19 protein-coding genes are annotated in these 26,492 nt (G+C 68.2%); 8 read left to right on the top strand and 11 right to left on the bottom strand.

The annotated features are described in order from the left end of the window. Positions 1-184 precede the first annotated feature (184 nt). From CA236_RS14055 to CA236_RS14045, 3 genes are all read left to right on the top strand, one after another. On the top strand, positions 185-2,419 hold the full coding sequence (locus tag CA236_RS14055; RefSeq protein WP_125946056.1) for a hypothetical protein: 2,235 nt from the start codon (positions 185-187) through the stop codon (positions 2,417-2,419). Positions 2,420-2,421: 2 nt separating this feature from the next. Continuing rightward, positions 2,422-3,174 (top strand): SDR family oxidoreductase, encoded by a 753-nt coding sequence (locus CA236_RS14050; RefSeq protein ID WP_125946055.1) that lies wholly within the window; start codon positions 2,422-2,424, stop codon positions 3,172-3,174. A gap of 96 nt (positions 3,175-3,270) precedes the next feature. Beyond that, positions 3,271-4,245 (top strand): NADP-dependent oxidoreductase, encoded by a 975-nt coding sequence (locus tag CA236_RS14045; protein WP_164518947.1) that lies wholly within the window; start codon positions 3,271-3,273, stop codon positions 4,243-4,245. A gap of 22 nt (positions 4,246-4,267) precedes the next feature. On the opposite strand, the gene CA236_RS14040 is transcribed toward CA236_RS14045, so the two are convergent. Further along, entirely contained in the window at positions 4,268-4,627 is a 360-nt protein-coding gene (locus CA236_RS14040; RefSeq protein WP_125946053.1) for a hypothetical protein, read from the bottom strand. 99 nt (positions 4,628-4,726) lie between these two features. Between CA236_RS14040 and CA236_RS14035 the strand changes: the two genes are divergently transcribed. Next, the gene (locus tag CA236_RS14035; RefSeq protein WP_125946052.1) at positions 4,727-6,604 is read left to right on the top strand and encodes a M1 family metallopeptidase; all 1,878 of its coding nucleotides are present in this window, start codon (positions 4,727-4,729) and stop codon (positions 6,602-6,604) included. A gap of 47 nt (positions 6,605-6,651) precedes the next feature. Here the strand turns inward: CA236_RS14035 and CA236_RS14030 are convergent, their stop codons facing one another. The 3 genes from CA236_RS14030 to CA236_RS14020 all read right to left on the bottom strand — a co-directional run bounded on the left by CA236_RS14030 (position 6,652) and on the right by CA236_RS14020 (position 9,050). Then, the gene (locus CA236_RS14030) at positions 6,652-7,242 is read right to left on the bottom strand and encodes an NAD(P)H-dependent oxidoreductase (RefSeq protein WP_125946051.1); all 591 of its coding nucleotides are present in this window, start codon (positions 7,240-7,242) and stop codon (positions 6,652-6,654) included. Positions 7,243-7,311: 69 nt separating this feature from the next. Then, a complete protein-coding gene (locus tag CA236_RS14025; protein ID WP_052742406.1) occupies positions 7,312-8,187 on the bottom strand; it encodes an SDR family NAD(P)-dependent oxidoreductase in 876 nt (291 codons plus the stop codon). After that, positions 8,184-9,050: a glucose 1-dehydrogenase gene (locus tag CA236_RS14020; protein ID WP_046407462.1), complete on the bottom strand. Its 867-nt coding sequence runs from the start codon at positions 9,048-9,050 to the stop codon at positions 8,184-8,186. Before CA236_RS14020 ends, CA236_RS14025 begins: the two co-directional genes overlap by 4 nt. A 217-nt stretch (positions 9,051-9,267) precedes the next feature. Here CA236_RS14020 and CA236_RS14015 point away from each other — a divergent pair, with 217 nt between their 5' ends. After that, a complete protein-coding gene (locus CA236_RS14015; protein WP_231621842.1) occupies positions 9,268-10,683 on the top strand; it encodes an NAD(P)/FAD-dependent oxidoreductase in 1,416 nt (471 codons plus the stop codon). Here CA236_RS14015 and CA236_RS14010 read toward each other — a convergent pair. Genes CA236_RS14010 through CA236_RS13995 form a run of 4 tightly spaced genes read right to left on the bottom strand, consistent with a single transcriptional unit; the run spans position 10,680 to position 16,382 of the window. Then, complete coding sequence (locus tag CA236_RS14010) at positions 10,680-11,897, bottom strand: TolC family protein (RefSeq protein ID WP_125946050.1); 1,218 nt, start codon at positions 11,895-11,897, stop codon at positions 10,680-10,682. The genes CA236_RS14015 and CA236_RS14010 overlap by 4 nt on opposite strands. Next, complete coding sequence (locus CA236_RS14005; RefSeq protein WP_125946049.1) at positions 11,894-12,193, bottom strand: DUF3240 domain-containing protein; 300 nt, start codon at positions 12,191-12,193, stop codon at positions 11,894-11,896. The genes CA236_RS14010 and CA236_RS14005 overlap by 4 nt, the downstream gene beginning before the upstream one ends. After that, the gene (locus CA236_RS14000) at positions 12,190-15,261 is read right to left on the bottom strand and encodes a CusA/CzcA family heavy metal efflux RND transporter (protein ID WP_125946048.1); all 3,072 of its coding nucleotides are present in this window, start codon (positions 15,259-15,261) and stop codon (positions 12,190-12,192) included. The genes CA236_RS14005 and CA236_RS14000 overlap by 4 nt, the downstream gene beginning before the upstream one ends. Further along, the gene (locus tag CA236_RS13995) at positions 15,261-16,382 is read right to left on the bottom strand and encodes an efflux RND transporter periplasmic adaptor subunit (protein ID WP_125946047.1); all 1,122 of its coding nucleotides are present in this window, start codon (positions 16,380-16,382) and stop codon (positions 15,261-15,263) included. Before CA236_RS13995 ends, CA236_RS14000 begins: the two co-directional genes overlap by 1 nt. Positions 16,383-16,457: 75 nt before the next feature. Here CA236_RS13995 and CA236_RS13990 point away from each other — a divergent pair, with 75 nt between their 5' ends. From CA236_RS13990 to CA236_RS13980, 3 genes are all read left to right on the top strand, one after another. Beyond that, positions 16,458-17,111, top strand: coding sequence for a response regulator transcription factor (locus CA236_RS13990; RefSeq protein WP_125946046.1), 654 nt, complete (start codon positions 16,458-16,460; stop codon positions 17,109-17,111). Next, on the top strand, positions 17,108-18,418 hold the full coding sequence (locus CA236_RS13985) for a sensor histidine kinase (RefSeq protein WP_125946045.1): 1,311 nt from the start codon (positions 17,108-17,110) through the stop codon (positions 18,416-18,418). The genes CA236_RS13990 and CA236_RS13985 overlap by 4 nt, the downstream gene beginning before the upstream one ends. Positions 18,419-18,602: 184 nt before the next feature. Then, complete coding sequence (locus tag CA236_RS13980; protein ID WP_125946044.1) at positions 18,603-21,716, top strand: TonB-dependent receptor; 3,114 nt, start codon at positions 18,603-18,605, stop codon at positions 21,714-21,716. Between the two features lie 49 nt (positions 21,717-21,765). Here the strand turns inward: CA236_RS13980 and cls are convergent, their stop codons facing one another. From cls to CA236_RS13965, 3 genes are read right to left on the bottom strand one after another with little or no spacing between them, the layout of a single operon-like run. Then, a complete protein-coding gene (gene cls, locus CA236_RS13975; RefSeq protein ID WP_241212667.1) occupies positions 21,766-23,226 on the bottom strand; it encodes a cardiolipin synthase in 1,461 nt (486 codons plus the stop codon). Positions 23,227-23,283: 57 nt separating this feature from the next. Then, entirely contained in the window at positions 23,284-24,432 is a 1,149-nt protein-coding gene (locus tag CA236_RS13970; protein WP_206430578.1) for a PepSY-associated TM helix domain-containing protein, read from the bottom strand. 2 nt (positions 24,433-24,434) lie between these two features. Further along, complete coding sequence (locus CA236_RS13965; protein WP_125946043.1) at positions 24,435-26,459, bottom strand: TonB-dependent receptor; 2,025 nt, start codon at positions 26,457-26,459, stop codon at positions 24,435-24,437. Between the last annotated feature and the right edge of the window lie 33 nt (positions 26,460-26,492).

Below are 26,492 nucleotides of genomic sequence, written 5' to 3'. Positions count from 1 at the left end.
GTGACGAGGGCGGCACCGTCGGTGAGAGTACCGCCGGTCGCCGCCAGATACCGGCACCACCGGCCCTGAAGGGGGCAATTGCACAACCTGGATTAAAGCATCCCGGCACAGGCTTTGTTGTCCGGGAACCGGCGGCCGTTCGGTGACTTACCAACGCATCGTTGACGTCAATTGAGGAAGACAGATGTCGCGGACGGCGACCATTGCCTCGCCACTTCGGGCCATTCCCCCGGCCAGTCCCTATGTCATCGGCCTACGCGACATGCTGCGCGATCGGGCGCCCCCCATCGCCCGCTTCGATGTCGGTGATCTCACTGTCGAGGTGAAGGCATCGCGCGATTCCATCTTTGCCATCGTGCGGCGTCCGGGCGCGGGCGGCCTTGCGATCCGCGCCGCCTTCCTGCCGGTCGAATTCACCTGCCGGAAGGTGCGGGCCCAGCCCGGCGAGGCGGTGCGGCTGCGTCTCACCAGCGCGATCGGCGAGCATCTGATCGGTTTTGCCGCGAACCGTGACACGCTGGAGCAGTTGCGGGTCGTCACGCACTTCACCCCCGCGGAACCAATCGTCCTGCCCTTTGTGCCGCGCGACCTCTACCCGCTGGGCCCGCACGACGATCCGCTGCAGGCGCAGGGCACCGTCGCCGCGTCGCAGCGCGGGATCAACACCGGCCTCGTCTATTTCCGCCTGGACGAGCCGGCCTTCGGCAACGTCCTCTATGTCCAGAACCTGACCGCGCTGAACGACTATCTCCGCGCCACCGATACCAAGCCGCGCGAGATTGTCGGCGGTGTCTGGCCGGAGCTTGGCTGCAGCCTGCCGACGCCCCCGCTCAACGCTGATCCGGCGGAGGTCGCGCTGGCGGCGGGCCAGACGGTGACGCTGTCGGACGCGATCCTGATCGTCCGCCATCACGCGCCGCCACACGAACGCGCATCGGCGCGCCAGTTCGTCCAGATGCTGGGCGCCGCCTACCGGCTGCTGGACCTGCCGCCGGTCGACTATCGCGACTGGGTCGATCGCGCGGACCGCACCGCGCGCGACCTGGACGAGGCGCCGGAGGCGACGATCCGTCTTTACGGCCACCGCTACGTCCATCCCTATACCGCGGCGGAATATCCCGACATCATGGTGCAGATGTCGGTCATCACCGCGCTGCACGACTGGGGCAAGTGGCGCGGGGAGGCGCATCCGCTGGAAGCGGCGCTGAAGGCCGGCCTGCACAAATTCTATGACCCGAAGCTGCGTACGCTGCGCCGCTACCTGCCCAATGTCGGCAAGGACAAGAATGCCGACGCGGTCGACAGCTGGTACCTGTATCACCCGCTCGTCAACCTGGGCTTCCTCGCCCTCGACGGAGAGGCCGACGCGCGCGAGCTGTTCCTTGGGTCGATCGACTATGCGGTGAAGGCGGCGCAGCATTTCGACTATCAATGGCCGGTGCAATATGACGTCACCGACTTTTCGGTGATCGAGCGCGATGCCCCCGCCGACGGCCGCGGGCAGACTGACGTTGGCGGCGTCTACGCCTGGGTGATGCTGCAGGCGTTCGAACTGACCGACGACAAACGCTTTCTGGACGAGGCGCGCGCCGCGATCGACGCTGCGATGGGACTGCGCTTCAACGTCAATTACCAGGCCAATCTCACGGCCTGGGGCGCGGCGGCCTGCATGCGCCTGTGGCGGATAACCAACCAGGACGTCTATCGCGAACAAAGCTACGTCTATCTCGCGAGCTTCCTGCACAATGCGGTGATCTGGCAAAGCCGCCTCGACCATGCGGTGCATTACGAAACGTTCATGGCGGTCACGTGCCTGCAGGACGCGCCCTACATGGCCATGTACGAATGTTTCGACAGCTTCGTCGCCTTTGAACATTATCTCGACGACGGCGGCCCGGATCTGGAGCCGGAGGCGCGGATGCTGATCGCCGAATATGGCAAATATGCCCTGTCCCGCGCCTGGTATTATTACCCCGACGCGCTGCCGCCGGAGGTGATTGCCGATCAGCAGCGGGAGAGCAACGGCCATGTCGACCGCGCGCTCTCCTTCCCGCTGGAGGACCTGTACCCGGACGGCCAGCCCGCCGGGCAGGTCGGGCAGGAGGTCTATGGCGCGGGCGCGGCCTTCATCTTCTGCACGCGCGCATTCCACCATGTCGAGGGCGCGCCGTTCCTGCTGTTCTGCGACAATCTGGTCCGCGCGGTGGAACGGACCGGCGATCATTCGCTGACAATCCTCCTCGACGGTGGGGAGACGTGCGTGGCGAACCTCCGGCTGGTGCGGCTGAAACGGCGGACGCTGCCCCGGAGCAATGTCACCACCGCCGGGGGCGACGCGATCCGCCCCCACACGGTCTCCCGCGACCGGATCGACTATCACGTCCCGGCGAACGGCCGCCTCATCCTGACCTGGGAATAATCATGCTGATCGATCGTCGCGGTCTTGCCGGCAAACGCATCCTGCTGACGGGTGGGACGACGGGCATTGGCCGCGCGACGCTGGCGCTGCTCGCCGCCGATGGCGCGCGCGTGCTCACCTTCGGGCGCGCTCGCGCGGCGTTGGACGATGCGCTCGACGATGCGCGGGCAAGGGTGACGGGGGAGGGGGAGGTCAGCGGCCTCACCGCCGATGTGGCAACCCGCGCCGGCATCGACGCGGTGTTCGCGGCGGTCGACGAAAGGCTTGGCGGGCTCGACATGCTGGTGGCCTGCGCGGCGCTCGGCGCCCAGCCGATCGACGAGATGGGGGACGACGACTGGCGCTACGTCGTCGACACCAATCTGGTTGGCTATCTCGCCTGTGCCCGCGCTGCGCTCACCCGGATGAAACGCCAGGAGGGCGGGCACCTGCTGTTCGTCGGGTCGATCAGCGCCGAGGTCAAGGCGGTGGGCGAAAGCGTCTATGCCGCCACCAAGGCCGGCATCCAGGCCTTTGCCGAAACGCTGCGCAAGGAGGTCGCGCACGTTGACATCAAGGTCAGCGTGATCCAGCCCGGATCGGTCGATACCGACATGCAGGAATGCAGCGGGCAGGAGCGTGCCGCCGCGCTCACCGATCACCGGATGCTGCACGCCCGCGAGGTGGCGGAGGCGATCCACTTCATCCTGACCCGCGGCCCCGCCACCGACATCGTCAACCTGCGGATCGAACCGCGTCTTCAGAAAACCGCCTGATCGCGCGCCGACCCGGCCAGAATGGTTTGTATATTCCGGTTCGTGCCACGATGCTCTTCCGCAGCACTGCACTGGCCATGTAATGGGAGAGGATCGATGACCATGACCGACAACAGGGCTGAATCGCAGCTTCAGCCGGTCACGGCGCGCGCGGTCAGCTATTCCGGCATCGGCGGTCCTGATGTGATCTCGATCGTCGAGCGCAGCGTCCGTGCCCCCGCCGCGCGCGAGGTGCGGCTGCGGGTTCATGCCGCGGCGGTCAACCCGACCGACATCGCCTGGCGCGACCCGGGCCGTCCCGACGGCCAGTGGCCGCTGACGCCCGGGATGGATGCGGCCGGGGTGGTGGAGGCGATCGGCCCTGACGTGATGCGCCTGTCGGTCGGCGACAAGGTGATGGCGGCGGTCCTGCCGGGCGGGACGGACGGCGGCGCGCAGGCCAGCTACGTCGTCGTGCCCGAGGCGTCGGTGGTGACGATCCCCGCCGACACGTCCATCACCGAGGCGGCGACGCTGCCGATGAACGGGCTCACCGCGCTGTGTGCGCTGGACCATGCCGGGCTGTCTGCGGGCCAGGTGCTGGCGGTCAGCGGCGGGGCGGGGCTGCTCGCGCATTATGCCATCGCCATCGCCAACAGCCGCGGCATCACCGTCGTCGCCGACGCGAAGCCGGAGGAGGAGGATCTTGTGCGCGGCTATGGCGCCAGCATCGTCATCCCGCGCAGCGATGATTTCGCCGGCGCGGTCCGGCAGGTGGTGCCCGATGGCGCCGACGCGCTGCTCGACACCGCGCTGCTGGGCGAGGCGGGGTTCGGTGCGCTGCGCGATGGCGGGGTGTATCTGCCCGTGCGCGGCTGGAACAAGGGCGCCGAGCGCGGCATCGCGGTGAAGCCGGTCTGGGTCCGCACGGTGCTGGAACGGACCGACTGGCTCGAATTGCTGCGCAGCCTGGTGGAGGACGGCACGATCACGCTGCGCGTCGCCGGGGAATTCCCGTTGGAGGAGGTCGCCCGCGCGCAGCAACTGCTCGCCGCCGGCGGGATGCGCGGACGCCCGGTTCTCGTCATGTAAGCGGACGCACAGCCCGCCCGCATCACTGCTGGCCGGAATGTACCCGGCACAGCCGTAGGGCGCGGCCGATAGCGCCCGCACCCAGGCCAAACATCGCCGACAATATCACCAGATAGGCCGGCCCCGCGGCCTTCGCTGGCCCGTGCATCTGGTGGTCCGCGGTCTCGACCAGTTGGACCAGCGACAGGCCGCAAAAGGCACCCCAGCCGACAAGGTGCCAGACCGCCCCATCGCGCCGCGACCGCCACGCCGCCCACAGCAGCAGCGCGGCGACCGCCAGCTCGTCCAGCGCCATCGGAACGAACCGCACGCTGCCCCCGAACCGCGCGACTTCCCCCGCGATCAGCAACGCCGCGACGCAGCAGGCCAAGATGTTCAGCATCCTCATTGCCCGGCTGATAGGGGCGGCGAGCGGCGCTCGGCAACATCCGTTGGCGAAACCCGCTCGACGCCGCTGCCGACATGCGGCAGGTGATCTGCCATGAAGAGACTTGCTCCAGCGGTCCTCGCCGCATTGCTCCTCGCGCCGACCGCCGCCGTCGCTGCCGGTCAGACCACCCCCGCCGTCTCCCCGATCCTCACCACGCCGGACGCGCAGGACGTGCTGTCCTACGCCCGGCCAGAGATCGCGCGAGTGACCCATGTCGATCTCGATCTCGCGGCCGATTTCGCCAGCCAGACGATGAGCGGCACCGCCACGCTCGACGTGCTCGCCGCGCGCGACGCGAAGGAGATCGTGCTCGATACCGACGGGCTGCAGATCGCCTCCGTGACTGACGCGAAGGGCCGCCCGCTGGCGTGGAAGGTGGGCGCCAGCGAGACGTACAAGGGCGCGCCGCTCACCATCCAGCTGAACGGCGCCAGCCGGATCGTCATCACCTATCGCTCCGCGCCCAATGCCCGCGCGCTCCAATGGCTGCCGCCGCAGCTGACCGCCGGCAAGAAAAAGCCGTATCTGTTCAGCCAGGGCCAGTCGATCAACAACCGCAGCTGGATCCCGACGCAGGACAGCCCCGGCATCCGCCAGACCTGGACCGCCAAGATCACCGTGCCGGCGGACCTCGTCGCGGTGATGAGCGGCGAGCGCCTGACGCCTGAGGGCGAACCCGCGGCAGGCGGCAAGCGCAGCTATCGCTTCGCGATGGACAAGCCGGTGCCGCCGTACCTGATCGCGGTGGCGGTGGGCGACCTCGTCTTCAAGCCGCTGGGCAAGCGCACCGGCGTCTGGACCGAGCCGTCGATGCTTGACCGATCGGCCTATGAACTCGCCGATACCGAGAAGATGGTGGAGGCGGCGGAGGGCCTCTACGGGGCCTATCGCTGGGGCCGCTACGACCTCCTCGTCCTGCCGCCGTCCTTCCCGTTCGGGGGGATGGAGAACCCGACGCTGACCTTCCTGACGCCGACTTTCCTGACCGGCGATCGCGCCAATGTCGGCCTGGTCGCGCATGAGCTGGCGCACAGCTGGTCGGGCAATCTGGTTACCAACGCCACCTGGTCGGACAGCTGGCTGAACGAGGGCTTCACCAGCTATTTCGAGAACCGGATCATGGAGCGGCTCTACGGCAAGGAGCGCGCCGATGTGGAAGCGGACCTGACGTGGGACGAGCTGGAGACGAACTTTCGCGCCGCGGGCGGCCGCACGACGTCGGGCACGCGCCTCCACGGCGATCCCGAGGGCGGGCAGGTCGATTACACCAAGGGCGCGATCTTCCTGAAGACGATCGAGGAGACGGTCGGCCGCGATCGGTGGGACGCGTATCTGCGCTCCTATTTCGATCGCCACGCCTTCCAGCCGCAAACAACCGCGGGCTTCCTCAAGGACCTGCGTGCGAACCTGATCCACGGCGATCAGGCGCTGGAGGCGAAGCTTCAGCTTGATCGCTGGGCCTACGAGCCGGGGATGCCCGACAATGCGGTGCATGTGAAATCACCGCAGCTGGCGGCGGTGGAGCGCGCCGCGGCGGCCTTCGCGGCGGGCGGGCCTGCCTCGGCGATCGATACGAAGGGCTGGTCGACGCAATTGTGGCAGCGTTTCATCGCCCGGCTGCCGCGCACCCTGGCGGCCGAGCGGCTCGCCGATCTTGACCGCACGTTCCGCCTGTCGGAGCAGACGAACGGCTATATCCGCTCGGCCTGGCTCGAGCTGGCCATCGCCAACCGCTACGAGCCCGCGGTGCCCTCGATCGAGCAGTTCCTCACCAGCGTCGGTCGCACGTTGCTGGTCCGCCCGCTGTATCAGGGGCTGAAGGCGCAGGGTGACTGGGGGATGACGATCGCACGGCGCGTCTATGCCAAGGCGCGGGCGACCTATCATCCGGTCACCGCCGGCGCGATCGACAAGGTGTTGGGCGAGTGACGGTCTGCCGCTGCGCACCCGCTCTCATATGACGGGTGTGCAGCGGCTCAATAAGGTGGCGTGGCGCGCGCGCGCTGTTCGCGGGCGGCAGCGGCCCACCAAGCGAGATCGTCGGCGAAACGCGGGAAGGCGCGCTCCAGCGAGGCGCCGCCATCGCCGGTCGGCCGGCCATCCGCATCCAGCGCACGGCCGATCGCGCCCACTGCCAAGGTGCTCGATACCACGACCATGCCCATTTCGCTGATCGTCCCGTGCCAGGCGACGCTGGCGTGCGCGCCCGCGAGGCGGCCGGCCGAATAGCTGGCGATCGCGGCGGGGCGCCAATACCATTCCTCCAGGAAGTGATCGGTCAGGTTCTTGAGGCCCGGCTGCTGGCCCCAATTATATTCGCCCGTGACGAAGACGAAGGCATCGGCCGCGCGGATCTTGCCGGCGAGCTCTTCCATCGCCGCCGGTGCCTCGCCCGCGGGATATTCCTTGTACATGCGGTCGAGCATCGGGAGGCCGACCGCCTTGGCGTCGATCAGCTCGACGTCCGCCCCCCGCGCGGCAAAGGAGCGGACGAGATAGTCGGCCAGCCGGATGCCCTGCCGATCGGAACGGTAGGAGCCGTAGAAGATCAGAATGCGGTCAGCCAAGGCACGTCTCCCGTGAAGCGTGCGTTGAATACCAGCGCTGCCCCCCGACGTCTCGATCTTTGCTTGTGACTATTGCAGCCAGGGGGCGATCAGCGCCGGATAAGGGTCGGTCGCGGTGACGCGGCCCATCGCGATCGCCTGAGCCTGCGCGCGCGACACGTCGCTGGTGAAGTTGGGCAGAACGTAAAGGTCCCGCGCCATGACCGCGGCATAGACCTGCTCGACCAGGTCGGCGACCGGCAGGCCGCTGTCGACGCCGGCACGCATCACCGCCTCCAGCGCGGCGAGCACGGGATTGTCCTGGCGTGCCTTCAACTCGTCCTGCAGCGCGGCGTGGCCGGTCTTTTCAGGGAACATGATGTTGGACTGCACCACGCCCGGCATCACGATCGTTACCCCGATGTTGGACACACGCTGAGTCAGGAGATCAAGGTAGAGCGCCTCGGTCAACGCGACGACGGCGTGCTTGGTCATCGAATAGGTGCAGAAGCCCGGATTGACCGTGATCCCGGCCCCGGACGCGATCGTGACGACATGCGCGTCATGTCCGCCGGCGATCATCCGCGGCACGAACGCCTTGATGCCGTGGATCACCGACCGCTGATTGACGCCGATCACCCAATCATATTGCTCCAGGCTGACCTCCCATGTCAGCCCGCTGGCGAAGACGCCGGCGTTGTTGATGAGGAGATTGATCGCGCCAAAGCGATCATGCGCAGCATCGGCAAGGGCAGAGACATGCGTCCAGTCCGACACGTCGGCCGGCACCGCCAGCACCTCGCCATGGCGCGCGAGATCCGCGGCTGCCTCCGTCAATGCGTCGGCACGGATATCGGAGATGACGAGCCGCGCCCCGCGTGCCTGGGCGCCGCGGGCAAGCGCGAGGCCGATCCCACTGGCCGCGCCGGTGATGACCGCAACCTTGCCGTTCAGGTCGCGCATCATGCCGGCACGTCCGCGGCGTGGGCCATCAGCGTCTGGTGGATCGGCAGTAACGCCTCCGAGTCCCAGCTGATCCGCTGCCCCACGGTGATGCCGCCATCGACCAGCTGATGCGTGCCGGTGACGAAGGCCGCATCGTCACTCGCGAAATAGAGCGCGGCACCGGCGATATCCTCCGGCCGGCCGGGCCGGCGCAAAGGCTGCATCCGTTCCGCCGCGTCGGCCAGTTCGCCCGTCATCTGGTCGGCGGCGGCGCGGCTGAGGCCGACCGACATGCCAAAGATCGGCGTGACGATGACGCCGGGGCAGATCGCATTGATGCGGATGTTGGCAGCGGCAAGTTGCGGTGCGCTGAGCTTGGTAAGGTGGATCACGCCGGCCTTGGCGACGCCATAAGCCAGCCCCCAGCCAGCCTCGAGCCCCGCAATCGAGGCGATGTTGATCACCGATCCCCCGCCGCGCGCCTGCATCAGCGGGGCGGCATGTTTCGTGCCGAGCATGGGCGCGCGCAGCAGCAGCGCCATGGTGGAATCCCATCCCTCCACCGTCATGTCCATCGGGCCGAGCGGCGTGCCGCCGGCGCCGGCATTGTTGACCAATATGTCGAGCCCGCCGAACGCGGTGGCGGTGGCCGTCACCGCAGCGGCAATGTCCTCCTCTCGCGTGACGTCGCAATGCTGGTAGGCCACGGCGTCGGGAAAGCGCCGGCCGAGCATAGCGCCCTTTTCATCCTGGACGTCGGCGACGAGGACGCGTGCGCCCTCCGCGATGAACCGCTCGACGATCCCCAGGCCGATGCCAGAACAGCCGCCGGTTACCAGCGCGACCTTTCCGGCGAGCCGCGCGGTGCCTGTGGCAACGCTCATCGGGCGGCGACCTCGGACAAGAGGGGACAGGCGATCCCACCGCACAGCTCGAGCAGCGTCCTCATGGCATCCTCCCCTGCACGGCCCGGCCGGCAATTAAGTCATTCGACCTATTTTGCCGAGGGGTATGTCACGGCGCGGAGCCAAGTCAATGGCGCGCCGTGGCGAGCCATGCAGTGCCTGATCCAGTTTGGCGTCGGGAACGCGGCGGCGCCTGATGTATTCGAAAACCATGGCAGCAGCGCAAGGAAGCAGCAGCGCGGCGTTCCGGACGCGCGTCGACGATCGGGAAACAGGCGCGGGCGCGGCGGGCGATCGGCCGCTTCGGGTGGTAATCCTGGGCGGCGGGTTCGGCGGGCTGGAGGCGGCCAAGGCACTGGCAAGGGCGCCGGTGGAGATCGTGCTGATCGACCGGCAGAACCATCATTGCTTCCAGCCGCTGCTGTACCAGGTGGCGACCGCCACGCTGAGCCCGTCCGATATCGCCTGGCCGATCCGCGCGATCCTGTCGGGGCAGCGCAACCTGACGGTGCTGATGGCGGAGGTGGAGAATGTGGATCCCGACCACCGCTTCGTGCGCACCAGCGGGGGCGATTTTGCCTATGACCGGCTGATCGTCGCGACCGGTGCAACGCATGGCTATTTCGGCAACGAACATTGGGCGCCGCACGCCCCGGGGCTGAAGCGGATCGAGGATGCGACGGAGATCCGACGCCGCATCCTGCTGGCGTTCGAACGCGCCGAACTGACGGGCGGGCGGACGGCAACGGCGGGAACCTGCACCTTCGTGGTGGTGGGTGGCGGCCCAACCGGCGTGGAGATGGCGGGAGCGATCGCCGACATGGCGCGCGAGGCCCTGCCGCGCGATTTCCGCCATGTCGACCCTGCCTTGTCGCGGGTCATCCTGGTCGAGGCGGGCGAGCGGCCGCTGGCGAGCCTGCCCGAGGAATTGAGCGAATATGCGCGCTGCGAGCTGGAGCGCCGCGGGGTCGAGATGCTGACCGGCGAGCCCGTCAGTGACATCGGGCCGGATCAGGTGACCGTGGGCGATCGGCGGATTGCGGTGGACGCGGTGATCTGGGCCGCAGGCGTGGCGGCGTCGGACGCGGCGGACTGGCTGGGAGCGGACAAGGACAAGGCGGGCCGGGTGAAGGTGGAAGCCGACCTGACCGTGCCGGGCCGGCCGGAGATCTTCGTCGTCGGCGATACCGCCGCAGCGACCACGCCGGATGGCGAGCCGGTGCCAGGGATCGCGCCCGCGGCCAAGCAGATGGGCCGCTATGCCGGCGAGGCGATCGCTGCTGAGGCGGCGGGGCGGCGCGCGCCTGCGCCATTCGCGTACCGGCATCAGGGCGACCTGGCCACGATAGGGCGCAAGGCGGCAGTGGTGCATTTCCCGCGGCTGACGCTGAAGGGCTTTCCTGCCTGGGCCGTATGGGGCGTGGCGCACGTCTATTTCCTGATCGGGATGCGCAATCGGCTGGCCGTCGGGTTCAACTGGCTGTGGGATTACCTGACCTTTGGCCGGCGCGCACGGCTGATCACCGAACCCGCCGAAAGCGCGCGGCACTGGAAGGCCGAGGATCTGGATGGCGCAAGCGCGTCATCGCGCGCAGCCGTGGCGAGCCGTTAGTCGATCCAAAGCGTGTGCGCGTCGATGCGCAGCTTCAGGATCAGGCGGGCGGCAGCGGCGCGGGCAGTGAGTTCCTGCGCGCGTGCCTCGTTGGCCTGACGCTCCGCATAGAGCCGGTCGGCGAGGTCGATCGCGCCGAGCTGCTGCCCGCGCGCGGCGAGCGCGGCGCTGCGTTCGGCACGCTCCACCGCCGCGCCGGCCGCAAGCCAGGCGGTCTGCCGCGCGCGGAATTCGGCCACGTCGGCGGCGGCATTGCCGCTGACTTCGCGTTCCACCACCACGCGCTCGGCCTGCGCGGCGCCAGCCTCTGCTGCGGCCTGATCCGACAGCGCGCGGCGGTAGCCGCCGCCCAGCGGGAGCGAGGCGAAGAGGCCGGCCCCCTGTTCCTCGCCGCCGCGCTCGCTGAACAGGCGCACGCCGAGCGAGGGATCGGCAACGCGGTCGGCGCGGGCGCGGCGCGCCAAGATCGACTGGCGTTCGGCGGTGCCGGCGGCGGCGGCGATTTCGTGACTGCGCGCGACGATCAGCCGTTGCAGCTCCAGCAGCCCCTCCGGCGGGATGGTGGGGGCAGCCAAAGACGGGGCCTCGGTGGGCAGCGGCAGGTCGGGGAACCGCGTTTCGAGCAACGCGCGGGCGCGATCGCGGACAGCGGCGGCCTCCGCCACTTGCGCTTCGGCCAGCGCGAGCGCGGCACTGGCCTGTTGCAGGTCAAGTTCGGCCGCGTCGCGCACCTGAACCCGGCGCTCGGTCGCGGCGACCAGCGCGCGCTGGTTCTCGACCAGTTTCGCCGCGTTGCGATGAAGGTCGGCGGCGAGCAGCCAGTCGTACCACAGCGTCGCGAGCGAAAGCGCGGCCTGATGCCGGGCATCCTCCATCCGGTTCTGCGCCACGTCGATGCCGAGCGCTCCGGCGCGGCGATCGAGCGCGGCCTTGCCGGGCAAGCGGAAGGCGCGGCTGATCGTCGCATCATATTCGACGAAATTGCCCTCGCGATCGACGCGGCGGCGCGACAGCGTGCCCTGCGCGGTGATTTCGTGCGGGCCGCGGCGAAGCGCCTCGGCCTCCGCCTCCGCCCCGCTGATCCGCGCGGTCGCCGCCTCTACGCCAGGTGCATTGTCGAGCACGCGGATGACGAGATCGGAGGGCGGCAGATCGGTGGTTTGTGCGGTCGCAGGCAGCGCGGCGCCCGCGAGCAGCAGCAATGCCCATTTCATGCGACGCGCCCCCCGTCCAGAATGGCGACAGTGTGCCAGCGGAACGGCAGGCGGCGGCGAGTGGTGGTGGCGATGTCCAGCGCCCGAGCCATCTGGTCTGCCGGGATATCGAGCGTGATGGCGATGCGGGCGAGCGCGCCGGCGACCCGCTCCACCGTGCCAGCGTCATCGAAGTCACGGCCGAGCACCGTTTCCGCGCGCTGGTGCACCGGCACATGAAGCGTATCGCGCAGGCCGGCGGCGATCGCCTCGGCATCCACGACACCACAGGTCAGGGTAAGCAGCACCCGGCTCATGCGGACAGCTCCTGTTGGCGTTCGCCAAATCGTTCAAAGAGAATGGGAAGAAGGACGAGCGTCAGCAACGTCGAGGTGACGAGGCCGCCGATCACGACGATCGCCAGCGGGCGCTGGATCTCCGAGCCCGGCCCGGTCGCGAAGAGCAGGGGCACGAGGCCGAAGCCGGTGATGCTGGCGGTCATCATCACCGGGCGCAGCCGGCGTTCGGCGCCGGTCCGAACCGCCTGCGCCATCGGCATGCCCTCTTCGCGCAGCTGGCGGAAATAGGCGACCAGCACGAGGCCGTTCAGCACCGCGATACCGAGCAGCGCGATAAACCCGATCGAGGCGGGGACGGACAGATACTCGCCCGTCAGCCACAAGGCGACGATCCCGCCGACCGCGGCAAAGGGAATGTTGGCGAGGATCAGCAGCGAGCCGCGCACCGATTTCAGCGTCACGAACAGGACGAGGAAGATCAGCAGCAGCGCGATCGGGATCACCGTCGCCAGCCGGGCGGAGGCACGCTGCTGGTTTTCGAACTGCCCGCCCCATTCGAGGCGATAGCCCTGCGGCAGCGGAACCTCCGCGGCGACGCGGGCGCGGGCATCATCGACATAGCCGACGAGATCGCGGCCCGAGACGAACGCCTGCACCAGCGCGTAGCGCGAGCCGCTTTCGTGATCGATTCGGATCGGCCCCTCGGTCTTCTCCACGCGCGCCAGATCGCTGAGCCGCGCAAGCTCGCCGCTGGGCGTCGTCACCTGGAGGTCGGCAAACCGAGTAGCGTCGTCGCGCGTGCCATCGTTGCTGCGGATCATCACCGGAACGCGCTTCTGCCCCTCGGCGACGACGCCTGCGGGCAGCCCCTCGAGCTGAGCGCGCAGCGTGTCCTGCAACTGGTCGATCGGCATGCCGGCGCGCCCCGCGGCGGTGCGATCGATATCGAGCTGGAGATAGTCGATATTCTCGTTGGCAACGGTCAGCACCTCGGCCGCGCCGGGGGTGGATTGCAGGACGTGCTGGATCCGCCCGGCGAGCCCGGCCAGCGTCTTCAGGTCGGGGCCGAAAATCTTGACCGCGAGGTCACCGCGCGCGCCGGTCAGCATTTCGGCGACTCGCATCTCGATCGGCTGGGTAAAGCTGGGATCGAACCCCGGCATCCCTTCCAGCGCGCGGCGCATTTCGGCGACGACGAACTCGCGATCGCCGCGCCATTCGCTGGCGGGCTTCAACGTGACGAACAGGTCGGTTTCGTTGAGCCCCATCGGATCAAGGCCGATCTCGTCGGTGCCGGTGCGCGAGATGACGCCGGTGACTTCGGGCACCTTGCTGATCAGCTCCCGCTCCACGCGCGAGGTGAGGTCGAGCGAACGGTCGAGCCCGACGGTCGGCAGCTTGGTGATCTGGATCACCACCGAGCCTTCGTCCATCGTCGGCATGAACGTCTTGCCGACCGCACCATAGGCAAGTCCCGCGATGACCAGCCCGACGCCCGCCAGGGCATAGACCAGCTTCTTGCGCGCGAACGCGCCCGTCAGCAGGCGATGGTAGCGCGGGGCGAGCATCCGCATCACCCAAGGCTCGCCATGATGGCCGCTCTTGAGGCCATAGGAAGCGAGCACCGGCACCAGCGTCAGCGCGAGCAGCAGCGAGCCGGCGAGCGCAAACATGATGGTGAGCGCGACGGGGGCGAAGAGCTTGCCCTCCAGCCCCTGAAGCGAAAGCAACGGGAGGAAGACGAGCGCGATGATGACGAGGCCGGCGGTCACCGGCACGACAACCTCCGCCGTCGCGCGATAGACGATGTTGAGCCGGGGGGCGTTTTCCTCGCCCGGACGGTTCAGTCGCTCGACGATATTCTCGACCACCACCACCGCGCCATCGACCAGCAGGCCGATTGCGATGGCGAGGCCGCCGAGGCTCATCAGATTGGCCGATAGCCCCATGCCGCGCATGAACAGGAAGGTGGTGAGCGCCGCCATCGGCAGCGTCGTCGCGACGATCGCCGCCGCGCGCCAGTCGCCGAGGAACAGGATGAGGAGGACGATGACCAGGATCGTCGCCTCGATCAGCGCCTTTTGCACGGTCTGCACCGCGCGGCCGACGAGGTCGGAGCGATCGTAGAAGATCGTGATCTTCGTACCCTTGGGGAAGCTGCGTTCCAGCTCCGCCAGCCGTTCGCGCACGCCATCGACGACCTTGCGCGAATCCGCGCCGCGCAGCGCCATGACGAGGCCCTGCACGGCCTCGCCCTTGCCGTGCGCGGTGACGCCGCCATAGCGGGTCAGCGATCCGGTGCCGACAGTGGCGACGTCGCCGATCCGCACCACGCGGCCGTCACGGGCGACGACCGCCATCTGCTCGACATCGCTGACGCTCTGGATCGCGCCGACCGCGCGGACGATCAGTGCCTCCTCCCCCGCCGCGATCCGGCCGGCGCCGTCATTGCGGTTCCCGCGCATGATCGCGTTGCGCAGATCGTCGACCGACAGTCGCGCGGCGGCGAGTGCGGCAGCATCGGGGCGGATCTCATAGGTGCGCACGAAGCCGCCAAGTGCGTTGACGTCGGCGACGCCCGGCACGGTGCGCAGCGCGGGACGGATCGTCCAGTCGAGCAGCTCGCGCTTCTCGGCGAGCGACAGCGGCCCGTCGATGGTGAACATCAGCACGTCCGACAGCGGCGTGGAGATCGGCGCCATGCCGCCGGTCACGCCTTCGGGCATGTCGGCCATGACGTTGGCCAGCCGCTCGCCGACCTGCTGGCGCGCCCAATAGATGTCGGTGCCGTCGGTGAAGTCGATCGTGATGTCGGCGATGGCATATTTGGCGGTGGAGCGAAGCGTCGCCTGATTGGGCAGGCCGAGCGTTTCGAGCTCGATCGGGGCGATGACCCTGGTTTCCACCTCCTCGGGCGTCATGCCGGGCGCCTTCAGGATGATCTTGACCTGGGTCTGCGCGATATTGGGATAGGCGTCGACCGGCAGCGAGGCGTAGGCAAGCGCGCCGAGCACGCCGACCACCAGGGTCAGGCCGATGACGACCAACCGGTAGGACAGCGACCAGGCGACGAGCGATCGAAGCATCAGTTCTGCCCTGCGATCGACTTGAGCTCACTCACCCCGGCGACGGCGATCTGCTCCCCGGCGCGAAGGCCCGAGCGGATAACGATCATGCCATCGGCGCGATCGCCGGTCGCGACCGTGCGCACCGCCGCGCCTTGCGGCGTGCGGACGAATACGCTGGGCTTGCCGTCGACATCGGTGACGGCAGCGGCGGGAACGGCGATCGCGCCGTCCGCCGCGGGCGCATAGAGGGTGGCGGAGACCGCGCGGCCGGAAACCACCCCGGCGCTGGCGGGGACGCGCGCGCGCAACGTGGCGGAGCGGGTCTGCGGGTCGATCACGCTGCCGACGCTGGTCACCTCACCGCGCACGTCATCGCCGCTCGCGGCCGGCACGCGCACCGACATGCCGGGGCGCACCTGGCCCAACAGCCGTTCGGGCAGCTGCGCGGTCAGCTCGTAACGCCCCTGCGCATCGATGACATAGGCGGAGGTCGCCTCGCTCACCGGGCTGCCGGTGGTGATCGTGGCGGCGGTGATCTTGCCCGAGATCGGCGCCGTCAGCGTGTAGCTGCCGCGATTGGGCGATCCGTTGACGAGGCGGACGATGCGGCGCTGCTCGTTCAGCTCCGCCTCCGCCTCGCGCAGCGCGGCGCGCGCCTCGTCAGCGCGCGATCCGGCGATGACGCCTTCACGGGCGAGCTGACCCAGGCGGCGGTCGTTGGCGCGGGCGACGGCGACGCGGGCCGACGCCTGGTCGATCCCAGCGGCAAGCGTGAACATCTCGCGCGCGGCGACGATCGCCAGCGGTTGGCCGGCGCGCACGCTGTCGCCCTCCACCACCATCGTCCGGGTGACGACGCCGGGGATCACCGCGGCGACAGCGACGCGGGCGTTGGGCGGGGGGGCTAGCGTGGCGGGGACGGTGGCGACAGGCAGTTCGCTGACGCTTTCGACCGGGGCGAACGTGACACCAATCCGGGACAATTCGGCCGCCGACAGGGCGAGGGGAGACTTGCCAGCGGCCGCGGCGTTGCTGGTGGCGGCCTCATTGCCGTCGGCAGGTGCCGCGTCATTGCCGCCACACGCGGCGAGGGCGCCGAGCAGTGCGAGAAGCAGCGGCTGTCGCCAGTTGCCGACCATGAATGACGCCCCGATGTTGTTAGCCTAGGCGCGCCGTTAGCTTCGCAACCTGACAGGAACCTGTCAGAATGAGCCATGCGAATCCTTCTGGTCGAAGATGAAGCCGCGCTGGCCGAGCGCCTCGTCGCGAACCTCGCGCGGCACGGCATGACCTGCGAATGGCTGGCCCAAGGCGAGGATGCGCTGGATTTCGCCAGCGACGGCTTCGCCGTGCTGGTGGTCGACGTCGGCCTCCCGGGCATGTCGGGGATTGAGCTGGTGCGGGCGCTGCGCGCAAGGGGCATCGCCACGCCGATCCTGATCCTGACCGCGCGCAGCGGGTGGGAGGAAAAGGTCGAGGGGCTGAACGCGGGCGCCGATGATTTCATCGTCAAGCCAGTACGCACGGAGGAGCTGGTCGCCCGGATCCACGCGCTGGCGCGGCGCGCGGCGGGGCATAGCGCGACGCGGATCACCGCGGGGCGGATCGCGATCGACACCGCATCGGGCGAGGCAAGGCTGGACGACCGGCCGGTGCCGCTGACCGCGCGCGAATTTCACCTGCTGCAACTGCTGGTCTACAATGCCGGGCGGACGCTGACTCGGCAGAGCATCATCGACAGCCTGTATCCGCTGAGCGAGGAGCGCGACGAAAATGCGATCGAGGTGCTGGTCGGCCGATTGCGGCGCAAGATCGGCCGCGAGCATGTCGTGACGGTGCGCGGCCTCGGCTATCGGTTCGCGGCATGAGCCAGCCACTGCACAACAGCCTGCGGCTGCGGCTGATCGTCGGGTCGGCGCTGGGCGTGATTCTGGCGGTGCTGCTGGCCGGGCTGTTCATCGGATATTTGTATCGCAGCCACACCACCGACCGTTTCCAGACCGAGCTGGATCACCATCTGGGCGAGTTGGTGGCGCTGATCGACTTCGATCCGCAAGGGCGCCCGGTGGTGCGACAGCCGCTGTCGGATCCGCAGTTCAACGTCGGGCGATCGGGACTGTACTGGCAGGTTGACGGGCCGCGGGGGAGCGCGCTGTCGCCCTCGCTCGCCGACGGGCTGCGGCTGATCCCCGCCGCGGATGAGGCGTGGCATCGCGGGCGGGCGGGCGCGGAGGAGGAGGTGCTCCAGCGCAGCGCGCGCGTGTTGCGGGACGGGCAGCCATTGACCGTCACCATCGCCTCGGCGCAGCACCTGCTGGAGGAACAGGTGGACCATTTCCGGTTCGACCTGACGCTGTCGATGACGGTGGTCGGCCTGTTGCTGCTGGGCGGGGCGGCGCTGCTGGTGCGATTCGGCCTGACGCCGGTTCGCCGGCTGGGTGAGGAGGTGGACCGGTTGCGCAACGGCGAGATCGAGCGGCTGGACCCGCACGTCCCGGCCGAGTTCGAGCCGGTCGTCACCCGATTCAACGCGCTGCTGGAGGGACAGGCGCAGCTGATCGCGCGGGCAAGGACGGAATCGGGCAATCTCGCGCACAATCTGCGCACCCCGCTGGCGTTGATCACCGCGGAGGCCGAGCAACTGGAAAACGCCGGCCAGACGCAGAGCGCGGCGTTCCTGCTTGAACGCTGCCGCATGATGCAGCGGCAGATCGACTATCACCTTGCCCGTGCAGCCGCGGCGGGCACGCGCGGGGCGGGGACGCGGACCGCGGTTGCGCCGCTGCTGGTGCGGATCGTGGAGGCGATGCAGCGCCTCCATGCCGATCGCGGGATCAGGGTCGTGATCGACCTTCCCGACGGGCTGCGCCTGCCGTGCGACAGCGGTGATCTGGCCGAGATCCTGTCCAACCTGATCGACAATGCCTTCAAATGGGCGCGCAGCACGATCACCGTGGCGGGCGGGGATGACCGGATCACGATCAGCGATGACGGGCCCGGCATTCCCGCGGCGCAGCGCGCGCTGGTGACCAACATCGGTATCCGGCTGGACCCGGCGACGCCGGGGACCGGCCTTGGCCTGGCGGCGACGGCGGACCTGCTGCGTTTTTATGATGCGACGCTGACGCTGGACGATGCGCCGCACGGGGGGCTGAGCGTTACCGTCCGCTTTTGAACGTCTGCGTCGCGCGTCGGTGCTGCGCCGCGCTTCAGTGTTGCTCCTTTGTGACAGCAGGTAGCAAATCGCGTCGTGCCGCCGGAACCCATGCTCCCGCAATCGCGGTCGCGGCGTTTTCCCCGCCACACGGACAAAAGAAGCCAGAACGACAGAAAGCCAGCACGACAAAAGGGAGGAAGCCATGCAACGGTTCGCTCTTTTCGCAGGTAGTTCGACGGCGGCGCTCGGCGCCCTGATGCTTCCCGCCATCGCGGTAGCGCAGACCACCCCAGACACGACCCCCCAGACAGACCAAACGGCCACGGCCCAAGCGCCCACCCCCCGGACGGTCGCGGCGACAACCGAAGAAGACCCGGGCGACATCATCATCACCGGGTCGCGCATCGCGCGGCCGGCGGTGGACAATCCGCAACCGACCACCACCGTCGACGCCGCGACGATCAACAATCGCGGCTATCCGGACATCGCCCGCGCGCTGAACGAGCTTCCCGGCTTTGGCGTGCCCGACAGTTCGCTGGTCGGTGACCAGGGCAACGGTTTTGGCGTCGGGCAGAGCTTCGTCAACCTGTACGGGCTGGGATCGCAGCGCACGCTGACGCTGGTCAACGCGCGGCGGTTCGTGGGTGCGAACCCGGCGACGATCTTCTCATCCGGCGGCGCGGGCACGCAGGTCGACCTCAACACCATCCCGACCAAGCTGATCCAGCGGATCGAGACGATCTCCATTGGTGGCGCGCCGATCTATGGCGCCGATGCCATCGCGGGCACGGTGAACATCATCCTGCGCAACGATTACGAAGGGCTGGATGTCGACGGGCAGGTCGGGATCAGCCAGCGCGGCGATCTGGGCAACCAGCGCGTGCGCCTGCTCGCGGGGAAGAACTTTGCCGACGGGCGCGGCAACATCACGGTCAATGTTGAATACAATCACGATGACGGCCTGTTAGGCAACAAGCGCGAGATCATCCGGCGGCAGCTGGGCTTTATTGCGCCTGCGCCGGGCACGTCGCCCTTCAACCAGATACTCGTGGAAAACACGCGCACCTATCTGGGAACCCCGGCGGGCATTCCGTTCATCCGCGATGCCGCGCGACTGGTCCCGGCCACCGCGGGCGGCACGACGTCCGTTGTCCGCAATGCGGCGGGCCAGATCCTGGGTTTCGATCGCAACAGCAATCTGGTGCCGTTCAACATCGGAACTCCGACGCAGGACCCCACCACGTTTCTGGGCGGTGACAACCTGAACTTCGCCGACATCACCAACGCCCGCGTGAAGGATGACCGGTTCAACGCGGTGGCGCTGGCGAAATTTGACTTTTCGGACCGGATCACCGCCTTCGGCGAGGCGTGGTATTCCCGGAACAAGGCCACCAATCTCGCTGGTCAGCCGGTTTACAACACGGCCTTCTTCAGCGCGAGCGACCCAGGCGCCTTTGACGTCAACGGCAATTTCATCATCCCGCTGAACAATCCGTTCCTGACGCCGCAGGCGCGGGCATTGATCGTGCAGAACCTGACGGCGGCGGGGCTGCCCGCGGGCGACACGGACGTTTTCTACCTTGGGCGCGCCAATACCGATCTCGTCTCCGGCGTGGCGCGGCTGGATCAGGAAATGTACCGCTTCGTCGGCGGGCTGCGCGGCGATTTCTCGCTCGGCGAGCGGGTGTTCAACTGGGAAGTGTCGGCCAATTACGGCCGTACCAACAGCCGGTCGAGCCAGCCCTCGCTGGTGGAGCCGAACCTGCGGCGGGCGCTGAACGCCGGCTTCGACGCCAATGGCAATATCGTCTGCCTGCCGTTCAACCCGGACCCGAGCAACCCGGCGTCGCCGCCCAATGTGCCGCAATATAACGGCACCATCTCCACCACCTGCGCGCCGCTGAACCTGTTCGGTAGCGGCGCACCGAGCCAGGCGGCGCGCGATTATGTGACCACCAATGCGCGGACCGAGGCGATCACCTCGCAGCGCGATTTCCTGGCGACGCTGACCGGGCCGGTGTTCAAGCTGCCGGGCGGCGATTTCGCGATTTCCGTCGGCTATGAGAACCGCCGCGAATTCTCCCGCTTCTCGCCCGATGAATTCTACACCGAGGCGCTGGGCCGCTCGATCCCGATCCTTCCGGTGCGTGGGTCGTACACCACCAACGAAGTGTTCGGGGAGTTCCGCGCCCCGCTGATCGGGCCGGATCAGAACATCCCGTTGATCTACCAGCTGGAGATCAACGCGGCGGGCCGGTATGTCGACAATTCGGTCGCCGGCGGTGATTTCACCTGGACGGCGGGCGGCCGCTGGGCGCCGGTCGACGGCTTTGCGGTGCGGGGCAATTACACCCGCGCGATCCGCGCGCCGGCGGTGACGGAATTGTTCGCCGCCGACCAGCCGGCGTTCGATGGCGGGTTTGATCCGTGCGATTCCCAGAACCTGACCAGCGGGCCCAACCCGGCGGTGCGCCAGGCCAATTGCGCGGCGGCCGGCCTACCGACGGATTTCTCGTCGCTGATCAACTCGGTCACCGTGCCGATCACCGTGCTGGGCAATCGCGGACTGCAGAATGAGAAGGCCAATTCCTGGACCGTCGGCGGGGTCCTGACGCCCAGCTTCCTGCCCGGGTTTGCGCTGTCCGCCGATTATGTGAACATCAACCTCAAGAACACCATCGTATCGTCCAGTGCGACCGACGTGCTGAGCGGCTGCTACGACGCAACTGATTATCCGGACAATTTCTATTGCAGCCTGATCACCCGCGATACGACGCCGGGCGAAAGTTTCGGCCAGGTGCTGACGCTGGATGAGCCGTTCATCAACCAGGGCGGGCGTCGGTTTGAGGCAGTGATCGTCGAGGCGAGCTATCGCCGTACATTTGGCGAGATCGGGGTAAATGCCACCGTCAATTACCAGCATCTGATAAAGCAGGAGAACCAGATCAACTCGGCGACCCCTTGGGTTAGCGATCGAGGAGAGATCGGCCAGAGTATCGACCGTTTCAACGTCAATCTGACGCTGGATCGCGGGCCGATCAGCTGGTTCAACCAGGTGCAATATACCGGCCCGGCGGTGTTCAACGCGACCGATACGCCAACCACGCGCGAGTTCCGCGGGATCGGCAGCTACGCGATCTGGAATACCGCGATCATCATCCGTGCGAGCGACAATTTCGATTTCCGCTTCAACATCGACAATGTGACCGACCGGGGCGTCCCTTTCCCGGCGACCGCAGGAGCGGGGACGCTCAACACCTATTACCAGGGGCTGGTGGGCCGTGCGTTCCTGATGGGGGCGAACGTCCATTTCTGATGGGACGGGAGAGGGGCGGGAAAGCCGCCGCTCTCCCCCGCCCTATGCGTCAGAACAGCGGCGCCGCCATCGTCAGCAGATTATCGAAGAAGCGGCGCGGCAGCGATCGGGCGGTGACGCCGCCGGGGGAAATCTCGATCGCATCCGCCAGCCAGCGGCGCTGGTGCGCGCTGACCGCCTCGGCCAGCTCGGGCGACTGGATCAACATGTTGTTCTCGAAATTGAGGTCCAGGCTGCGGCGATCCATGTTGGCGGATCCCACCAGCATCAATGCTCCGTCCACCACCAGTGTCTTTGCGTGGAGCAGCCCGCCGCGAAATTCGAAGATGCGCGCACCGGCCCGGGCGAGGACGGGGTAATAGGCCCGGCTGATCGCGCCGGTGATGAAGCTGTCGTTGCGGTTGGGGAAGATGATGCTGAGGTCCACCCCGCGGCGCGCGGCGGCGACAATCGCGTCGAGCAGCGGGGGATCGGGCGCAAAATAGGGCGTGGTGATCACCACGTGATGCTCGGCGGCCGCGAGCACCGCGGCGAAAATGTTGGTCATGGTGGAGGCGGGGGACAGGGGGCCGGTGCCGACCGCGATGGCGGGATAGCCGTGACGCGGCGTGAGTGGCGGCTGGTCCGCGAACACGGCGGGCATGTCCTCCCCCGTTTCAACCATCCAGGCCGAAGCGAAGATCAGTTCCGCCTGGCGGACCACCGGTCCTTCGAAGCGGAAGAGGATATCGACCCAGGGAGCAAAGCGGCGCTTGGGCAGGAAGGCGGCGTCGGCGCAATTCTGACTGCCGCACCACCCAATGCGGCCGTCGATGACCGCGATCTTGCGATGGTTGCGAAGATCGGTGCGGTGGCCGGCGAGGAAGCCGATCCCCCAGGGGACCGTGAGCGAGGCGCATAGCCGCGCGCCCGCCGCGCGCATAGCCGCCCATTGGGGCGAGCGGATCAGCGAGCGCGAGCCGATCGCGTCCGCGACGATGCGGCAGGTGACGCCGCGCTGCGCCGCGCGACAGATCGCATCGGCTACGCGTGAGCCGTTATGGTCGGTCAGCCATATGTAGAAGGACAGATGCACGCTCGACCGGGCAGCATCGATATCGGCGACGACGCGGTCGATCGCGCTGTCGGCATCGGGCGCCACCCAGGGGGCGGTCGCGGTCGACAATGGCCAGCCGCTCGCCGTCTCGCAGGTACGAAACGCGTTGCGTGCCACCGCGGAGGGCGGGTCCAGGGCTGGCGGCGGGGCGTGCTCGACCAGCGCGCGGTGGACGAGCCGCGTGCGGCGGCGAAGGCGCGGCGACACCCATGGCTCGCCGAACAACAGGTAGAGTATGGTTCCGATCGTCGGCAACGCGACCAGCAGCAGCAGCCACGCGGCGCGGGCATAAGGCTCCCGCCGCTCCAGCAGCACGGCGCGCACCACCACTGCGGTATAGACCGCCACCAGGATCAGCCATGGCGCCCAGCCGAGATGGTCCATCCGCCCTTCGCCGCGTCGGCCGAACGCCAACCGCGCTAGCCTACGCCTGTTTGCGAGGCGGGCGCCATCCCGTGTTGATGCGGATGGTCACCGCGCCGGGTCCGCCCAACGACCACGCCGGCGCTGCCAGCGCAACAGGCCGGTGACGAACAGCGCGGCTGGCGCCAGGCCGACCAGAACCGCGACGATGCGGCCGACGAGCCCGCCGACTGATCCATCATGCAGCGGGCGCACCCAGGTATTGATCGCGGTGCCGAGACCGCCATCACGCACATTGTGCAACGCGACGATGCGCGCGCTACGCTGATCGACGAAGACATAGCTGCCGGGAAAGCGGCGGTGCGGGTCGCCCGGCACCTGAATGCGGACGCGGTACGGCACGGCGGGATCGCCCGGCACGTCGATGAAGGCGAGCCGGGCATCGGGCACTGCCGCACGGACGCCGGCCAGCGCGCGGCTAATCGGCAGCGCCGGTCCGCTGCCGGCGATCGCTGGCGGCTCCGGCACCGTCGCGGGCGACAGCAGCGCCGCCTTGACCGCCGGCAGTGCGAGGATGACGCCAGACGCGACAAGGATCAGCAGCAAGCCGCCGCTTCCCACCCCGACGAGCCGGTGGATGTCGTTGAGGCGGCGGATCGGCGGTGCGTTGCGACGGAACGCCAGCGCCTTGCGCCACGAGCCGCGCGGCCACCAGGCGATCAAGCCGCTCAGCAGCAGCACCAGCATGATGACGCCCGACCAACCGACGACCTGCGCGCCGACGTCCCCCGCGAGGAGATGCATGTGCAGTTCGTAGAGCCAGCTCATCAGATAGCCGCCCCACGGTGCGACGCGCAGGATGCGGCTGCCATCGGCGGAGAACCACACCATCAGCCGCTGCGGGTGGCGCACCGTACTGGAAGTAGGCGGATAGTAGCGCGCCGGGATCGCGCCGCCGCCCCCGGTCACCTCGAACGACCATTTGCCCGCCGGATCGAAGCGTGCGGCGTGCGCCGTCGCCAGCGCACGATCCCACACTGGCGACGTCCAGCCCGGCGCGGGTGCCCGCTGCTCCACCTGCGTTTCGGGATGCAGCGCCGCGTCGATGCCGACGTAGAAGACCAGCGCCGATCCGGTGAGGCTGATCACGGCGAACAGCAATCCGATCGTTAGCCCCAGCCACAGGTGGATACGGCGTGCGGCCGATCGCCAGGGCTGCCGTCCCGCCGTTACGGTCTGCGTTCCTATCCGGGACACGGTCAGAACCGCGCGCGGATCGCGCCGAACAGGCTGCGCGGATCGGCCGGCGCGTGCAGCCGCTGGGTGCCGTCGTACCAGACATATTCGTAGCGATCATTGGCGAGGTTGCGCACCTGCGCGGACAGCTCCAGCGCGTCGCTCAGCCGGTAGGCGAGTTCCGCCGTAAGCTGGAAATAGCCGCCATAGAGTCCCTGATCGTTGGCGGTGGTGAGTTCATAGGAGGATTGCCCATTGCCCCACAGCGAGGCGCGCCACGGCAGGGTCGTCGGGGCCCATTCAACGCCTGCGGTGACGACGTTCTGGGGGACGTGATCGATCGCATTGCCCGCGGTGAGCGGTGCGGCGGGATCGGCCACGCGAATGACCGCCTTTTGATGCGACCAGCTGGCCCAGGCGGACAGGCCGGGCAGCGGGCGAACTTGTGCCTCCAGGTCGAGACCGCGGCGGCGGGTCGCGCCGAGATTGTCGAATTCGCCGGAGGGATCGTTGAGGCGCCGGCGCAGCTCGCCACTTGCCGTCTGCTGCCAGACCGCGGCGCGCGCGGTCAGCCAGCGGCCGTGCGACAGTTTGACGCCGCCTTCCCACCCTTCGTTGATCGAAGGCGCCACATCGCGCACGCGCGGCGGCACGACAAAGGCACCGGAGCCCGCGCCGACCTGGAAGGTGCGACCGTAATTGGCGTAAGCGGTCAGCCCGGCCGTGGGCGTCACCGCGACCGACAGCTTCGGCTGGCTGATCGTGCCATAATCGTTGACCGGCGCGCGCGCTCCGTTCAGCCGGTTCAGGAAGTCACCGTCGACCCGGTCAATCCGCCACGCCGGGGTGATCGTCAGCCACGTCGCCGGGGTGACAATCGCCTGCACATAGGCGCCGCCCACCGTGAGGTCGAAATCCTGGTCGCGCGTCGGTGCGGTGATGATCCGCCGGTCGGTCGTCCAGCGCAGGCTGCGATTGTGTTGCCATTGCACGTCGCCCCCGGCCTCCGCCATCAGCCAGCCCGCGGCATGCCAGTGCACGCCGGCGACCACGCCATAATGCTGTTCCTGCGTCAGCCGGCGCTGCTGCGCGACATTGGCGGAGAAGCGCACGTATCGATCGTCATCGTTGGTCGTCGCATAGCCGATCGCGGTCAGTGACAGGTCGCGCGCCAGATCGGCGTCGAGGTGCAGGCTGTACTGGCTGAGATTACGGGTGCCGCCGTCGGTCTCAGACACGGCATAGGATCGCCGCCGGTCGATATAGGCGTCGGCATCGGTGAGGTAGCCGGGCTCCTCGGCCGTGCTGCGGCTGTGCCGAGCGATCAGGCCGACCCGCGCGCCGCCCAAGTCGTAGAACCACTTGCTCGCCAGCGTCAGCCGGTCGAGGTCGGCGTGATCGCGGTAACCCCCCGTCCGGCGATAGGAGAGCGCGACATTCTGGCTGAGGCGGCCGGTTTCGACGCCGGCGGCGAGCTGTGCGTCAAAGGTGTCGAACGCGCCAGCGATGCCGCGCATGTCGAGGTAATTGCCGCCGGTGCGCGTCTTGATATTGGCGCTGCCGGCGATGGCATGGAGGCCCCAGCGCGGGTCGGACGTGCCACGTACCAGCTCCACCGCGGCGATATCGAGCGGCGCCACCAGGTCGATGAAGTCGGTTCGCCCGGCATTGTCGTTGGACGGGACGCCGTCGATCAGCAGCTTGACGGCGTTGATCTCGCCCTCTCCGTTGAAGCCGCGGATCGAGAAGCGGCCCGATGTCGTGCCCTGGTTGAAATCGGTCAGCACCACCCCGGGCAGGCGGGCGAACAATTCCCAGGCGTTGTCGACATTCTGCCGCTGGGCAAGATCGCCGCCGAGGACATCGACCGAGGTGAGCACATTGGCGGTGGAGCGTGCCATATCGCGCGCGGTGACGACGATGGCATCGTCGCCGATCGCAATATGGGTGTCGCCGCGCTGGGCGGAAGCGGCATCGGGAAGGGCAAGGACGGGGGAGGGAGCGGCGACGCACAGGGCGGCGCCGCCGAGCAACAGGCTGCGGACCATGACAGGACTTTCTTGCTGACGAGGGCCTGCCGG

The sequence above is a fragment of the Sphingomonas sp. ABOLG genome, assembly GCF_003950435.1.
Classification (GTDB): domain Bacteria; phylum Pseudomonadota; class Alphaproteobacteria; order Sphingomonadales; family Sphingomonadaceae; genus Sphingomonas; species Sphingomonas panaciterrae.
The sequence above is the reverse complement of the archived record's forward strand: the minus strand, read 5'-3'. Positions and strand labels throughout refer to the sequence as shown.